The sequence below is a fragment of the Nesterenkonia populi genome (assembly GCF_007994735.1).
In the GTDB taxonomy this organism is placed as follows: Bacteria; Actinomycetota; Actinomycetes; order Actinomycetales; family Micrococcaceae; genus Nesterenkonia; species Nesterenkonia populi.
Genome location: NZ_VOIL01000001.1, coordinates 2443706 through 2458519, shown reverse-complemented (window position 1 = coordinate 2458519; position 14814 = coordinate 2443706). Strand labels below are relative to the sequence as shown.

The window sequence follows — 14814 nt, the reverse complement described above, 5'->3', positions numbered from 1 at the left end:
CATACGCACAGGTTCAGCGTGCCTGCACGCCTGGCGCGCCCGTTGAAGGAAGTGGCATGGAAGTACGCATCGGAGTCCAGAACGTCGCCCGCGAGATCGTCGTCGAGACCGAGTCCACGCATGAAGAGGTCGAGAAGACCATCGCCGAGGCCATCGAGTCCGACAAGCCGCTGTTCACCCTGACTGACCGCCGCGAGAAGCGGATCGTGGTCCCCACCGCTTCCATCGGCTATGTGGAGATCGGATCCGACACCAAGAAGAGCGTCGGCTTCGCGGCGCTCGCCGAATGAAAGAACGCATGACAGACACAGAGCAGGCCCCCGCAGCAGCGGAGAAGACCACCACCTTCGCGGACTTCGACGTCCGCCCCGAGATCGTCGGCGCCCTCTCGGAGAAGGGGATCATCCAGCCCTTCCCGATCCAGGCCGAGACCCTGCCGATCGCCCTTGCCGGCAGTGACATCATCGGCCAGGCCAAGACCGGCACCGGCAAGACCCTCGGCTTCGGCATTCCCGCCCTGCAGCGGGTCACCGCGCCCGGTGACGAGGGCTATGACCAGCTCTCTGCCCCGGGTGCGCCCCAGGCCCTGATCGTGGCCCCCACCCGTGAGCTGGCCGTCCAAGTGGCCGGTGACATCATCACAGCCGGCGCGAAGCTCGGCGTGCGCATCGCCACGATCTACGGGGGCCGCGCCTACGAGCCCCAGATCGAGGAGCTCGAGCGAGGTGTGGAGATCGTGGTCGGCACTCCCGGTCGTCTGATCGACCTGCACCGCCAGAAGCACCTGAGCCTGAAGAACGTCCGCATCGTGATCCTCGATGAGGCCGATGAGATGCTCGACCTGGGCTTCCTCCCGGATGTGGAGAAGCTGCTCTCCCACGTGCCGGAGGTCCGACAGACCATGCTCTTCTCCGCGACCATGCCAGGGCCGGTGGTCTCCATGGCACGGCGCTTCATGACCAAGCCGACCCACATCCATGCCGCTGACCCCGAGGACGACGGCGTCACCAAGAAGGACATCCGGCAGGTCGTCTACCGGGCCCACTCGCTGGACAAGGACGAGATGATCGCCCGCATCCTGCAGGCTGAGGGCCGCGGACGCACCATCATCTTCACCCGCACCAAGCGGCAGGCCGACAAGCTCTCCGACGAGCTGATCTCCCGCGGGTTCGCCGCCGGCGCCATCCACGGCGACCTCGGCCAGGGCGCCCGCGAGCAGGCCCTGCGGGCCTTTCGCAACGACAAGGTGGACGTGCTGGTCGCCACTGACGTGGCCGCCCGCGGCATCGACGTCACCGACATCACCCACGTCATCAACCTGACATGCCCGGAGGACGATTCCACCTACCTTCACCGCATCGGCCGCACCGGCCGTGCCGGCAAGAAGGGGACCGCGGTGACCTTCGTGGACTGGGAGGACATCCACCGCTGGAGCCTCATCAACAAGGCGATCGGCCTGGACATCCCTGAGCCGGTCGAGACCTACTCCTCATCCCCCCACCTGTTCGAGGACCTGGACATCCCCCAGGGGACCAAAGGCCGCCTCCCCCGCCACAAACGGTCCAAGGCCGGGCTGGACGCTGAGAAGCTCGAGGACCTCGGCGGCCCGGACGGTGATCGCGGCAGCCGCTCAGAGGGCGGACGCGGAGGTCGTTCAGGCGGCGGACGCAGCCGGGACCGGCGCGGCCAGGCGCCCGCCGGCCAGGAGAAGGCGCAGAACGGCGGCCCGAAGGCCGAGGGCGGAAAATCCGGCGACCAGCGGCGTCGTCGCCGTCGTCGTCGCAGCGGAAGCTCATCCGAGAGCTGAGACGCGCGGCCATGGCTGAGCAGTTCTCGATCCTGGCGGTGTGCACCGGCAACATCTGCCGTTCGCCTGCTATGGAGCGGCTCCTGGCGCATATGTTCGCCGCGGATGAGGATGTCGAGGTGGCCTCCGGTGGCACCTTCGCCCACAGCGGGTGGGACATGCAGCCCGGCACCAGGGAGCGCCTCCGGGCAGCGGGGGCGGAGACCGACGGATTCGTGGCCGAGCAGACAACCCCTCGAATGCTGCGTGAGGCGGACCTCATCCTCGGGGCCACCCGGGAGCACGTCCGCGACATGCTCACCGACGCGCCCGAGGCCGGACCGCGGACCTTCACCGTTCGGCACTTCGGCCGCATCCTCGCCCACATTGAGGAGGGTGAGCTGCCTGAGGGCTCCTCCGCCGAGCGGCTCAAGGCCCTGGTCGCCCTGGCGGACCAGCGGCGGGACCGCACCGGCTCCCTGCGGGGCGAGGACGACGTCGTCGACCCCTATATGCTTCCCGAGGATGTCTACGACCAGGCCTTCGACGAGATCTGCGAGCCTCTTGAGGCCCTCGCTGCCAAGCTGGGCACCCCATCTCCGCCCGGGGCGGGCTTCCGCGCATGATGGATTAGCACTGTGCTTGATCGAGTGCTAATCGAGTCATATAGTTTGGGTTAGCACTCATCGTCACTGAGTGCTAAAGCCGAAGGATGAGCCGCCGGCACCCGCGACGACGGTCGGTCACTCCTGAGGCGTGCAGCAGTCCAAGCATTCACACCATGTGCAAAGGAGAGAGCTGAGAATGTCAGTCTCTATCAAGCCCCTCGAGGATCGTATTGTTGTCCGCCCCCTGGAGGCCGAGCAGACCACCGCTTCCGGCCTGGTGATCCCGGACACCGCCAAGGAGAAGCCCCAGGAGGGCGAGGTCGTAGCAGTCGGCCCCGGCAAGTTCGACGACAAGGGCGGCCGTCTGCCCGTGGACGTGGCCGAGGGCGACGTCGTCATCTACTCGAAGTTCGGCGGCACCGAGGTCAAGGCCGGCGGCGAGGAGCTTCTGGTGCTCAACGCCCGCGACGTGCTGGCCAAGGTCGAGAAGTAAACCCCTTACCCGCTCGACTCTTCTAGAGGAGTACATCCATGGCAAAGCAGCTGCTTTTCGGCGATGATGCCCGCAAGGCCCTCGAGGCCGGCATCGACAAGCTCGCCGACACCGTCAAGGTCACCCTGGGGCCCAAGGGCCGCAACGTGGTCCTGGACAAGTCCTGGGGCGCCCCCACCATCACCAACGACGGCGTGACCATCGCCCGCGACATCGAGGTCACCGACTCCTACGAGAACCTCGGCGCCCAGTTGGCCAAAGAGGTCGCCACCAAGACCAATGACGTCGCCGGCGACGGCACCACCACCGCGACCGTGCTGGCTCAGGCCCTGGTCAAGGAGGGCCTGCGCAACGTGGCCGCAGGCGCGGCTCCGGGCGAGATCAAGCGCGGCATCGAGGTCTCGGTGGACGCCGTGACCCGACGCCTGCGGGAGAACGCCCGCGAGGTCGAAGGTCAGCAGACCGCCAACGTCGCTGCCATCTCCGCCCAGAACGACGAGGTCGGCGAGCTCATCGCCCGTGCGTTCGAGGCGGTCGGCACCGACGGCGTCATCACCATTGAGGAAGGCTCGACCACCAGTACCGAGCTGGACATCACCGAGGGGATGCAGTTCGACAAGGGCTTCCTCTCTCCGCACTTCGTCACTGATGCTGAGCGTCAAGAGGCCGTGCTGGAGGACCCCTACATCCTGATCCACCAGGGCAAGATCTCCAACATGCAGGAGTTCCTGCCGGTGCTGGAGAAGGTCCTGCAGACCAAGAAGCCGCTGTTCATCATCGCGGAGGATGTTGAGGGCGAGGCCCTGTCCACCATGGTGGTCAACAAGCTCCGCGGCACCCTCTCCGCCGTTGCGGTGAAGGCTCCCGGCTTCGGCGACCGCCGCAAGGCCATGCTGGAGGACATCGCGATCCTCACCGGCGGCACGGTGATCACCGAGGACCTGGGCCTGAAGCTGGACCAGGTCGGCCTCGAGGATCTCGGCACCGCCCGCCGCGTGACCGTCACCAAGGACGAGACCACCATCGTCGACGGCGCCGGCTCCAAGGAGGACGTCGACGGCCGCGTCCAGCTCATCAAGGGCCAGGTCGAGGCCACCGACTCCGAATGGGACCGTGAGAAGCTGCAGGAGCGGCTGGCCAAGCTCGCCGGCGGCATCGGCGTCATCAAGGTCGGCGCCGCCACCGAGGTGGAGCTGAAGGAGCGCAAGCACCGCATCGAGGATGCTGTCTCCTCCACCCGCGCGGCCCTGGAGGAGGGCATCGTCGCCGGCGGCGGCACCGCGCTCATCAACGCGCTGTCCGTCCTCGACGAGGACCCCGAGGTCACTGATCTGCAGGGCGACGCCGCCGCTGCGGTGGGCATCGTGCGCCGCGCTCTGGTGCAGCCCCTGCGCTGGATCGCCCAGAACGCCGGCCAGGACGGCTTCGTGATCACCTCCAAGGTCGCTGAGCTGGAGGCCAACCACGGCTTCAACGCCAAGACCGGCGAGTACGGCGACCTGATCGCCGCCGGTGTGATCGACCCGGTGAAGGTGACGCGCTCTGCCCTGCAGAACGCCTCATCCATCGCAGCACTGGTGCTGACCACCGAGACTCTCGTGGTGGAGAAGCCCGAGGAGGACGACGCCTGATCGTCTGATCTCCTCTCTGCAGAGGGCCGGTCCGGAGCGCATCCGGGCCGGCCCTCTGCGTGTGCGGTTCTCGCGCGGAATGGCGGGGCCATTAGACTTGTTGCGCTGATGCCTGAATCCACGCCCGAGACGTTTTGGGAGACACTTTGACCGATACTCCAGCCGAGGGTCACGATCCCTTCGCCCTGACCGGCCTGACCTATGACGACGTGCTCCTGATGCCGGGTGAGACGGACATCATCCCCTCCGAGGCGGATACCTCCACCCGGTTCTCCAAGCGGATCACGCTGAACTCCCCGGTGGCCTCCGCGGCCATGGACACCGTCACTGAGGCGCCGATGGCGATCGCCCTGGCACGGCTGGGCGGCATCGGCATCATCCACCGCAACCTCTCCATCGAGGACCAGGCCAAGCAGGTGGACCAGGTCAAGCGGTCCGAGTCCGGCATGATCAGCGACCCGGTGACCATTTCTCAGGACGCCACCATCGCCGAGCTGGACGACCTCTGCGGCCACTACCGGATTTCGGGGCTCCCCGTAGTGGATGAGCAGGGAACCCTGCAGGGCATCATCACCAACCGAGACATCCGCTTTCTGGCTGACGACGCCTATGCCACCACCAAAGTCTCCGAGAAGATGACCCCCGCCCCGCTGATCACCGCCCGGGAGGGCGTGACGCGTGAGGAGGTGATCCGGCTCTTCAGCAGGAACCGCATCGAGAAGCTGCCCCTGGTGGACGAGGCTGGACGGCTCACGGGGCTGATCACCATCAAGGACTTCGACAAGGCGGACAAGTACCCGCAGGCCACCAAGGACGAGGAGGGCCGGCTGCGCGTGGGCGCTGCGGTGGGCTTCTTCGGCGATGGGTGGGAGCGGGCCATGCGGCTCGTCGAAGCCGGCGCGGACGTGCTCGTGGTCGATACTGCCAATGGGCACACCCGCGGAGTGCTGGAGATGATCGCTGCCCTGAAGAAGGAGCCGGCCGCCGCGCACGTGGACGTCATCGGCGGCCAGGCGGCGACCCGCGCCGGCGCACAGGCGCTGGTGGACGCGGGCGCTGACGCGATCAAGGTCGGCGTCGGGCCGGGCTCCATCTGCACCACCCGCGTGGTGGCGGGGGTGGGCGTCCCGCAGATCACGGCCATCCACGAGTCCTCCAAGGCCGCCGGCCCCGCCGGTGTGCCGCTGATCGCCGACGGCGGTCTCCAGCATCCCGGCGACATCGGCAAGGCTGTGGTGGCCGGCGCGAACTCCGTGATGCTCGGCTCCCTGCTGGCCGGTGCGGCCGAGTCTCCCGGGGACCTTGTCTTCTACAACGGCAAGCAGTTCAAGGCATACCGAGGCATGGGATCCCTGGGCGCCATGCAGACCCGCGGGAAGAACACGAGCTTCTCCAAGGATCGCTACTTCCAGGCAGATGTTCCGGATGATGAGAAGCTCATCCCTGAGGGCATCGAAGGCCAGGTGCCCTACCGGGGTCCGCTCTCCGCCGTGCTGCACCAGCTCACCGGCGGTCTGCGCCAGACCATGTTCTACGTCGGCGCGCACACCGTCGATGAGCTGAAGAGCAAGGGACAGTTCGTCCGCATCACCTCAGCGGGGCTGAAGGAGTCCCACCCGCATGACGTGATGATGACGGTCGAAGCCCCCAACTACAGGACCAAGTGATGAGCACCGAGATTCCCATCGGACTGGCCAAGAACGGCCGCCGCGCCTGGGCGCTGGACGATGTCAACGTTGTCCCCACCCGCCGGACCCGTGCCCCCCAGGACGTTGACCTGTCCTGGCAGATCGACGCCTTCACCTTCGACGCGCCCGTGGTGGCTGCCCCTATGGACTCGGTGATGTCTCCGGCCACCGCCATCGCGCTGGGCCGCCTGGGCGGTCTCGGAGTGCTGAACCTGGAGGGCCTCTGGACCCGGTACGAGAACCCGGAGCCGGTCCTGGATGAGATCGCGGCCCTGGAGGCGAAGGAGGTCTCCCCGGAGAACACTCGCCGGCTTCAGGAGCTGTACTCCGAGCCGATCAAGTCCGAGCTGATCTCCGCCCGGCTGGCGGAGATCCGGGAGGCCGGCGTCGTCGTCTCCGGGTCGCTGACTCCTCAGCGGACCCAGGAGTTCTACCGCACGGTGATCGATGCCGGGGTGGACATGTTCGTCATCCGCGGCACCACCGTCTCGGCGGAGCACGTCTCCACGCAGACGGATCCGCTGAACCTCAAGGAGTTCATCTACGAGCTCGACGTTCCGGTGATTGTGGGCGGTGCGGCCGGCTACACCCCGGCCCTGCACCTGATGCGCACCGGTGCCGCCGGCGTGCTGGTGGGCTTCGGCGGAAGCTCCGCCTCCACGACCCGCCGGGCCCTTGGCATCCGTGTGCCGATGGCGACGGCGATCAGCGACATCGCCGCGGCCCGGCGGGACTATCTGGACGAGTCGGGCGGCAGGTATGTGCACGTGATAGCCGACGGCGGCCTGGGCACTTCGGGCGACGTCGTGAAGGCCCTGGGCATGGGCGCCGACGCGGTCATGCTGGGTGCCACCCTGGCGCGGGCTGAGGAGGCTCCCGGCCGCGGGTGGCACTGGGGCCTCGAGGCGGTCCACCAGGAGTTCCCGCGCGGGCACCGCACCAAGGTGGGCACGGTGGCGCCGCTGGAGGAGCTGCTGTGGGGCCCAGGTCACCACACCGACGGCACCTCAAACCTGATGGGCGGGCTGCGCCACGCGATGGCGGCCACCGGCTACGTGGACCTGAAGTCCTTCCAGCGGGTCGAGGCCACGGTGAGCCCGCGCGCCGCCGAGCAGTAGCTCTCCCCTCCTGCCCCTGCAGAGCATCTCCTCTTCCTGATGTTCGGGAGGGGAGCTGCTCTGTGCTTCAGCCGTGGGGGCCTCGGAGCCCTGTCTGTCCCGGGACGTCAGTTTGGTGAGTGACGCAGCCCTTCCATGAAGACCGCGACCATCCGCTGGTTGTAGTCTGCGCCGATGTCGGCAGCCGGGACGGGCTGGCCGAGCAGGCCGATGGCGTAGAGCAGCTCGCGCGCGTCCAGTCCGGCAACCATCTCGTCTGCGTCAAGCGCGTCCGCGATGAGCTCGGTGACCACGGGCTCCAGGCGTTCGGCGACGTCATCGCGCAGGCCGGCGAAGGCCTGATCGTCCGAGTGCAGAGCCTCGGCGAGTCCGCGTTTGGTGCCCACCAGTTCCACGTAGCGGGAAACCCACTGACGCAGTGCCTCGTAGGGAGTGTGCTCGGCGCGCATTGCCGCGGCTGCCTCGGCGCATGCGTCAATCTCATGCCGCAGGACGGCGACCACCAGATCTGCCCGCCGCGGGAAGTGGCGGTACAGCGTTCCCACGCCCAGTCCGGCGTTGTCAGTGATCTCCTTGGCCGGGGCATGGACGCCTGAGGCGGCGAAGACGGCCTTGGCCGCATCCAGGAGCGCGCTCAGGTTGCGTTCGGCGTCGGCGCGTCTGCGGCGGGCCCGGCCCTCCGCGGGCGGCTGCGCGGCCGTGCTGTCGATCGGTGTCACGGCACCAGTATGCCTTGTGCCCTTGCGAAGCGGAAAATCATTCCGTATTGTTCCGGAAAGGCGTTCCGCTTAGGCGTCTTCTCTGCACCCTCCATCCTCACCAAGGAGATCCATGAAATACCGCACTCTCGGCCAGACAGGCATCCAGGTCAGTCCCTACGCCCTGGGCACACTGATGTTCGCCACCGCCATGGGCAACGAGCCCGAAGAATCCGGACGGATCATCAACAAGGCGCTGGATGCCGGCGTCAACCTCGTCGACTGTGCCGACCGGTACGGCGACGCCGAAGACGTCCTCGGCAAGGCGATCAAGGGCCGCCGCGACGAGGTGGTCCTTGCCACCAAGGTCGGCATGCCGATGGGGGAGGACCCCAACCGCCAGGGCGGGTCACGGCGCTGGATCACCACCGCCGTCGAGGACTCCCTGCGACGACTGGGCACCGACTACATCGACATCTACCAGCTCCACCGGCCTGACCCGAACACCGATCTGGAGGAGACCCTCTCAGCGCTCACCGACCTGGTCCAGGCTGGCAAGATCCGGGCCATCGGCTCCTCGACGACGCCATCCTCGATGATGGTGGAGGCCCAGTGGGTGGCCGAGCGGCGTGGGCTGCAGCGCTTCCGAACCGAGCAGCCCCCCTACTCCATCCTCAACCGCGGCGTGGAACGAGAGGTCCTGCCCGTGGCTCAGCAGTACGGGATGGGAACGCTGGTATGGGGCCCATTCGGCCAGGGCCTGCTCACCGGGCGCGTCCGCAAGGGCGGCACCAACGACCTCAAGCGCGCACAGTTCTCCCGGCACCTCACCGACGAGCGGCGCCTCGACGTGGTGGAGCAGCTCATCCCCATCGCGGAAGAAGCCGGATTGCCCATGACACACCTGGCCATGGCGTTCACCATCGCTCATCCCGGGGTCACCAGCGCGCTGCTGGGCCCGCGCACCATGGCCCACCTGGACGACCTGCTGGCGGGGGCCGACGTCGTGCTCTCGGACGAGGTTCTCGACAAGATCGATCAGATTGTGCCGCCCGGCACCGACGTCAGCGCCCTCGATCAGGAATACCAGCCCCCGGCCATCCAGACACCCCATCTGCGCCGGCGCCCGGCCGCCGAGCGCTCCGCGGCCTGACCTAGGAGGCCGCGCCCGCCGCAGATGCGGTGCGCACGCGGCAGGCATCCCCGCGAGCAGCCCGCTGAGTTCCTCTCCGGTGAACAACTCAGCGGGCTGCTCTGTGCGTCGGCTCCGTGCCTTGCCCGCAGTAGTGGAACCTCCTGCGCCTCCGGCATCTGCGGGACACCGGGAAGCACCCGGACGATCCTGTACTGGGCGCCCTGGTGGGGGAGCCGTCCATCCATAGCCCGGAGTTTCGGAAGCTGTGGGCGCGCAACCGTGTGCGGCAGCGCACCACGGGCATCAAGAGCTATCACCATCCACTGGTGGGTGACCTCACCATCACCTACCAGGCGCTCCCCCCGGCCGACGATGACGATCAGATTCTGTTCATCTACGATGCCGACACCGGGTCGGACTCCGTCGATGCGCTGAGACTGTTGGCCACTGGGGAGGCGAACGGTGCGCCGCCGGCCGGAATCAGTCGAAGAGCTCGAGGTCCTCGCGTGCGCGGAGGGCGATGAGGGCTGCTCCGGCGCCGAGGAGGACGAGGGCGGCGAGGAGGATGCCGCCGATGGTGAAGCCGGTGCGGGCGAGGCTTCCGGTCTGCTGCTCGGTCTGGGGACCGCTGTCGGAGGCACCGGGGGGGGCAGGTGAGGCTTCGGTGACGGTCAGCTCCGCGGAGCCGGTGATGCCTGATTCCTGTCCCGTCACCTCCACGGTGTAGGTCCCCGGTGCGACCTCCTCGGGGATGGTGATCTGCGCTTCGGCGGTGCCGCTCTCGTCGGTGCTCGCTTCGCTGAGGGCGGGGTTGAAGACGATGAGGAGCTCCTCATCGGCTCCGAAGCCCTCAGCGGTGACGGTGATGGAGTCGCCGGCCGCTGCCGTGTCGGGGGAGAGGCTGACGCTGCCGGTGCTCAGCTCGTCCTCGTCCTCCTCGTCGGGCGAGTCACCCGGTGTCGCGGTCTCAGTGGGGGACGGGGAGGGCCCGGCGCCGCTCTCCGGCTCTTCGCTGAGGGTGATGTCGGCGATGATCGGCTCGTGGTCGGAGGAGCGCCAGGGGTCGAGGCGGAAGAGGTCCGAGGCGCTGGAGTTGTATCGGCTGTACTCCAGGGCGATGGGCTCGACGGCGTTGATCTGCCAGATCTGCGTCCGCTCGACCGTCTCGGCGGCGCTGGAGGAGGAGATGAGGTGGTCCAGGGAGCCGACCTCGGCGTCGAACATGTAGGAGTGGTGGCCGGTCTCGGCGGAGAGGTTGGTGTAGCCCTGGTCGAAGAAGACCTGCAGCGGGTCCTCCCGCTCATAGGAGTTGAAGTCGCCCATCAGGTGGACGTTCTCCACCCCGGTGTGCTCGCTGAGCGCGTCGGCGAAGGCCTGCACGCCCTCGGCCTGGTGGATGCGGTCGTAGTTCCAGGGAGATTGGCCGTCGCCCTGGTCCGCGTTGGGGGAGTCCTCGGAGACGCCGGATGCGCCCTTGGACTTGAAGTGGTTCACGATGGCGAGGAACTGGTCCTCCTCGCCCCCTTCAGCGGGCTGGAACTGGACGGCGAAGGGCTCGCGGGCGTTGGAGTAGATGTCCGCGAGGTCGCGGTCCAGGCTCTCGAAGTGCTCGCCGTCGAGCTCTTCGATCCCCTCATCGAAGAGGATCCAGGAGTCCACCACCTCAAGGGCCTCGGGCTTGTAGATGTAGCCGTTGCGGATCACGTCCTCCTCGCCCAGAGGCGGGACGGCGTCGGGTTCGGCGACGTAGTCCCAGGCCTCGTAGCCGAGGTCTTCGTTGAGGGCCTCCACCAGGCGGGCGTGGGCGTAGTCGCGGTCGCCGTCGGGGCTGAAGTGACCGGAGTTCTCGACCTCCTGCAGGGCGACCATATCGGCGTCCATGGCATTGATCGCGGAGACGATCTTGCCCTGCTGGCGCTCGAAGGACTCGCTGCTCCAGGCGCCGCGGACGTCGCACCAGTCAGCGGTGGTCGGGCTGCCCTCGCGGTCCTCGTAGTAGTCGCAGCCGGGCTCATCCTCGCCGAGATGCACGAAGTAGTTCAGCACGTTGAATCCGGCGATGCGCAGATCAGCAGCTCGGGGTGCGGGAGCCTCACTGCCCTCCCGGGTGTTCTCGAAGCTGGCGGGGGTGGCCTCGTCCTCGGGGCCGTCGAGCCGATCTGTGGGCTGCAGGCGGTACTCGCCGAAGTCGTAGTCGACGATGACCGGCTGCTCCCAGGTCACCTCAGCGCCCACTCGCACGGGGCTCTCGGCGGTGATGTAGGGCAGCTCCAGGTCGCTGTTCTGCAGGTTCGCGGTGGAGCCGTCGTCGAGGTAGAACAGGCGTTCGCTGTTATGGGCGCCCCGGGCCTCGGCCTCGGCGCCGGGGGAGACCACGCTGGTGGGGTTGTAGAGGGGGTGCTCGCCGGCGACGATGCCGATCTCCCCGTACTGGTGCAGGGTGTAGTGGTCGGTGACTGTGTAGGTGCCCTGCGGCTCGATGAGCATGCCCATGATCGCGTCCCGCTCCTCGGATGACTCGGGGAACGCGATCTCGGCAGGGGTGACCTCCCCGGGAGCGTCCTCGATGACGGCCAGCTCGTGATGCGGGGTGTCCTCGGAGCCGGGGAAGAGGCTGATCTGGGGCTGGTCGTTGTAGGTGCCGGCGTCGCCGGTGATCTCCACGTAGTCCCCGGCCTGAACGTCGCCGTCGACGCTCCAGGGGGAGTAGACGAAGATCGCCTCAGAGTAGTCCTGCTCAGCGGGGTCCAGGTCTTCGCCGGTGCCGGCGGCCTGGATGTAGAAGCCGCCGAAGCTGCGCTCCTCCGGATAGACCGCAGTCACCACGCCGGAGGTGGTCACGGCCTCATCCTCAGCGCCGCCGTCGATCAGCTCATTGACCTCCGGGATGGGTGTGCGCCCGGGGTCGTTCTCGGTGGGCTCGGGGTCGTCCGTCCCGGTCGGGTCCGGGGGCTCCGACTCTGTGCTGCTGGGGGAGGGAGACTCGTCGTCGTCCGTCCCTTCGGAGCTGGCAGGCGAGGAGGTTCCGTCTGCTGGCTCAGTGGTCTCCGTCTCTGTGGCTGCGGGGGCGGCAGGGGTAGGGGACGGGTCTTCTGTCTCCTCGGCCGATGCGGGGGCCGTGCCGAGCAGGGCGGCTGCCAGGGCGGAGGCCGTCAGGCCGGAGAGGAGACGCGAGCGCATAGGGTCAAGAGTACCCAGTGCGGTGCGAAGTTCGGGGAGCCTCGGCGGAACCTGCACAAGTATGACCTGGGGCGCAGAAAGAGGGGCTCCGGGCACTAAAGAGCCCCACGCGCACCTGCCAGAGCCCGCCTACCCTTGCTACCTTCCGGTCCTGGGGGAGTTCGGCAGGATGGCACCACGCGTGGGGCCAGGATCAATCGTACCTGCCGCGGATGGGGTGAGGCGAACCTGATCCGCCGATAAGATGTGCAGCGATGCTTGAGAACCTTGCTGCCGCGTCCGTGCCCGAGACCGCCCAGCCCCTGGTCAATATTCGTGACCTGGGCGGGATCAAGGTCGACGACGGCGTGGTGCGGCCGGGCTGGCTGTGGCGCTCCGACGACCCCACCCTCTCTCCCCAGGACGAGATCCGCTCCCTGGCCGACCAGGGAGTCACCGCCGTGCTGGACCTCCGCTCCACCCCGGAGTCGCAGGCCTCGCCCCATGCCGCTGCTGAGGCGCTGGGAATGCGCGCCCACCACCTGCCCCTGGCTGAGGCCGCGGTGAACCCGATGGCCCTGGTGAAGGCCGCTCCGAGCATGAAATCGCCCCGGGATGTGGGCCGCTGGTACGCCTCCCTGGTGCGCAGCCACTCTCAGGAGGTTGTCCAGGGGCTGAGCGTGATGGCGGGCAACGACGGCGGCACCCTCTTCCACTGCGCCGCCGGCAAGGACCGCACCGGCATCCTCGCCGGGGTGGTGCTGACCCTGCTGGGAGCCCCCCGGGACGTCGTCGTGGAGGACTACTCCCGCACGGAGCAGAACCTGACGGCCATCTTCGCCCGGCTGGCGGAAGCCGCATACATCAAGGGGCGGGCCTCAGCGGCTGAGATCAGCGAGGATGAGCGGAAGGCCCAGGAGTTCTTCGCCTCGGACCACCCGCTGCTGGGGGCTACCCCGGAGTCGATGGATGCGATGCTCACCGAGCTCGGCGGGCAGTCCGGGCTGATGGAGCTGGTGGGGGCCCACCGGCAGGCTGACCCGCTGGCGGAGCGGCTGCACGCCAAGCTGGTGCAGTGAGCCTCAGTGCGCACTCCGCCGACGCAGCTGCGGATGTGCGTTCGCCCGGTGCTTTCGTATAGGATGTATTTCGCTCTTGATCCGGTCCGTCCGGTTCGGGGCGCAGCTGAATCAGGGTGACGTGTCCGAGCGGCCGAAGGAGCAACGCTGGAATCGTTGTGTAGGGCAACCCCCTACCGTGGGTTCAAATCCCACCGTCACCGCCGATGGAGGAAGCCCCCGCTGCAGCAGATGCGGCGGGGGCTTCCTCTGTGCCGGGGTGACCTCGGAGGGTCGAGTTCTACAGCCCGTAGAAGTAGACTGGTGGCTATGACTTCGACCGTGAACGCCAAGAGCCCGATGCCCCGACTGACCTTCATCACCGGAGGACTGCTCGTCGTCGTCGGTGTGGCCGGCTACCTGCTCTCCATGCTGAACGACACCCAGCACTTCACTGCGCTGATCCCCTCAGTGGTCGGCCTGCTGCTGCTTGCCTCCGGCGCGCTGGCGCTGAAGAGCCTGATGGCAGGCATTCACATCGCCCTCGTGGTGGCGCTGCTGGGCGCACTGTCCATGATCATGCCGCTCATGAGCCTGGGCGACCTCTTCGCCGGCGAGGCGGAGCGGCCCGGCGCGGTCATCTCCGCCCTCATCACCCTGGTGGCGCTGATCGTGTACCTGGTCCTCGGGGTGCGCAGCTTCATCTCCGCGCGCCGGTGGAAGAAGGAGAACGCCGCCTAGGGGTAGTCCGGAACCTCAGGCTCACAGGGAAGGCCGTCGGCAAACATTCCGTTGCCGGCGGCCTTCGCCTCTTCCCAGGCGTCTTCGATCACGGCCAAGAAGCGGTCATTGGGCTCGTAGTATGCCGGCGCCCCGTAGCCGTCCTTCGCCATCTGCTCGTTGACGAAGAGGTCGCCGGCATAGAGGCCGGCGAGAAGGCGGTCGTAATGGTCGCGGACGTCCAGGTCGAACTCCAGGATCAGCTCGTCGCCGGGGCTGATCAGCTGGCTGATCCGTTCGCTGGCCTCCGGGCCGAGACACTCCACGGGCTGGTCCGGGTGAACCGACTCCGGCGTGTCGATGTTCAGCAGCCGTACTCGTTCCTCCGTCCCGTCGAGATCCACGACGACCGTGTCTCCGTCGACAACCCGCTCCAGCACTGCGGTCTGCCCGTTCGGGTAGTCTTCGCTGCTGCCCAGCTGCTTGCGTTCGCTGTGCTGGAGCCAGCTCAGCGATGCGGCGGCGGCGATCACCAGGAGCAGCACCCCGAGCCAGACCCAGACTGCCTGTCCGGCACGACTGCGCGCATGGTGGCTGCCGCCGGTGCGCTGGTGTGTTCGAATGCCGCGGCGAACTGCCTCGTCGGCATCACGACGGCTGGATCGCTGCATGCGGCTTCTGGACGGCATGCGATTCAGCCTATCCGCGTCGGGGAGGGCG

Annotated in this window: 14 protein-coding genes, 1 tRNA gene and 1 other RNA gene; 12 read left to right on the top strand and 4 right to left on the bottom strand. The window is 67.7% G+C overall.

Translation table 11 applies throughout. The features are described from left to right. The first annotated feature begins 56 nt into the window (after positions 1–56). The 7 genes from FWJ47_RS11495 to FWJ47_RS11465 all read left to right on the top strand — a co-directional run bounded on the left by FWJ47_RS11495 (position 57) and on the right by FWJ47_RS11465 (position 7324). Positions 57–290 carry a DUF3107 domain-containing protein gene (locus FWJ47_RS11495; protein ID WP_147108417.1) on the top strand — a complete coding sequence of 78 codons (234 nt, stop codon included), beginning with the start codon at positions 57–59 and terminating at the stop codon, positions 288–290. Next, positions 287–1807, top strand: coding sequence for a DEAD/DEAH box helicase (locus FWJ47_RS11490; protein WP_147108413.1), 1521 nt, complete (start codon positions 287–289; stop codon positions 1805–1807). Before FWJ47_RS11495 ends, FWJ47_RS11490 begins: the two co-directional genes overlap by 4 nt. A gap of 11 nt (positions 1808–1818) precedes the next feature. Further along, entirely contained in the window at positions 1819–2412 is a 594-nt protein-coding gene (locus FWJ47_RS11485) for an arsenate reductase/protein-tyrosine-phosphatase family protein (protein WP_147108410.1), read from the top strand. Between the two features lie 178 nt (positions 2413–2590). After that, a complete protein-coding gene (gene groES, locus FWJ47_RS11480) occupies positions 2591–2887 on the top strand; it encodes a co-chaperone GroES (RefSeq protein ID WP_146341224.1) in 297 nt (98 codons plus the stop codon). Between the two features lie 38 nt (positions 2888–2925). Next, positions 2926–4518 carry a chaperonin GroEL gene (groL, locus tag FWJ47_RS11475; RefSeq protein ID WP_147108405.1) on the top strand — a complete coding sequence of 531 codons (1593 nt, stop codon included), beginning with the start codon at positions 2926–2928 and terminating at the stop codon, positions 4516–4518. Between the two features lie 146 nt (positions 4519–4664). Beyond that, positions 4665–6185 carry an IMP dehydrogenase gene (guaB, locus tag FWJ47_RS11470; protein ID WP_147108400.1) on the top strand — a complete coding sequence of 507 codons (1521 nt, stop codon included), beginning with the start codon at positions 4665–4667 and terminating at the stop codon, positions 6183–6185. Then, positions 6185–7324: a GuaB3 family IMP dehydrogenase-related protein gene (locus tag FWJ47_RS11465; protein ID WP_147108398.1), complete on the top strand. Its 1140-nt coding sequence runs from the start codon at positions 6185–6187 to the stop codon at positions 7322–7324. The genes guaB and FWJ47_RS11465 overlap by 1 nt, the downstream gene beginning before the upstream one ends. Before the next feature lie 107 nt (positions 7325–7431). Here FWJ47_RS11465 and FWJ47_RS11460 read toward each other — a convergent pair whose 3' ends face one another. Next, entirely contained in the window at positions 7432–8043 is a 612-nt protein-coding gene (locus FWJ47_RS11460; RefSeq protein WP_246126288.1) for a TetR/AcrR family transcriptional regulator, read from the bottom strand. A gap of 112 nt (positions 8044–8155) precedes the next feature. On the opposite strand from FWJ47_RS11460, the gene FWJ47_RS11455 reads away from it, so the two are divergent. Beyond that, entirely contained in the window at positions 8156–9175 is a 1020-nt protein-coding gene (locus FWJ47_RS11455; protein ID WP_147108394.1) for an aldo/keto reductase, read from the top strand. Positions 9176–9318: 143 nt separating this feature from the next. Next, on the top strand, positions 9319–9681 hold the full coding sequence (locus FWJ47_RS12465; protein WP_170228594.1) for an MmyB family transcriptional regulator: 363 nt from the start codon (positions 9319–9321) through the stop codon (positions 9679–9681). Here the strand turns inward: FWJ47_RS12465 and FWJ47_RS11450 are convergent. Further along, complete coding sequence (locus FWJ47_RS11450; RefSeq protein ID WP_147108391.1) at positions 9638–12337, bottom strand: ExeM/NucH family extracellular endonuclease; 2700 nt, start codon at positions 12335–12337, stop codon at positions 9638–9640. The two genes, FWJ47_RS12465 and FWJ47_RS11450, sit on opposite strands and share 44 nt — an antisense overlap. A gap of 95 nt (positions 12338–12432) precedes the next feature. Then, positions 12433–12529: signal recognition particle sRNA small type (gene ffs / locus FWJ47_RS11445), an RNA gene on the bottom strand. 62 nt (positions 12530–12591) lie between these two features. On the opposite strand from ffs, the gene FWJ47_RS11440 reads away from it, so the two are divergent. The 3 genes from FWJ47_RS11440 to FWJ47_RS11430 all read left to right on the top strand — a co-directional run bounded on the left by FWJ47_RS11440 (position 12592) and on the right by FWJ47_RS11430 (position 14115). Continuing rightward, positions 12592–13395: a tyrosine-protein phosphatase gene (locus FWJ47_RS11440; protein ID WP_147108388.1), complete on the top strand. Its 804-nt coding sequence runs from the start codon at positions 12592–12594 to the stop codon at positions 13393–13395. A gap of 115 nt (positions 13396–13510) precedes the next feature. Next, positions 13511–13598, top strand: a tRNA-Ser gene (locus FWJ47_RS11435). 106 nt (positions 13599–13704) lie between these two features. Then, positions 13705–14115, top strand: a complete 411-nt coding sequence (locus tag FWJ47_RS11430) for a hypothetical protein (protein ID WP_246126287.1) — start codon at positions 13705–13707, stop codon at positions 14113–14115. Here FWJ47_RS11430 and FWJ47_RS11425 read toward each other — a convergent pair. Then, complete coding sequence (locus tag FWJ47_RS11425) at positions 14112–14783, bottom strand: thermonuclease family protein (protein ID WP_147108385.1); 672 nt, start codon at positions 14781–14783, stop codon at positions 14112–14114. The two genes, FWJ47_RS11430 and FWJ47_RS11425, sit on opposite strands and share 4 nt — an antisense overlap. Between the last annotated feature and the right edge of the window lie 31 nt (positions 14784–14814).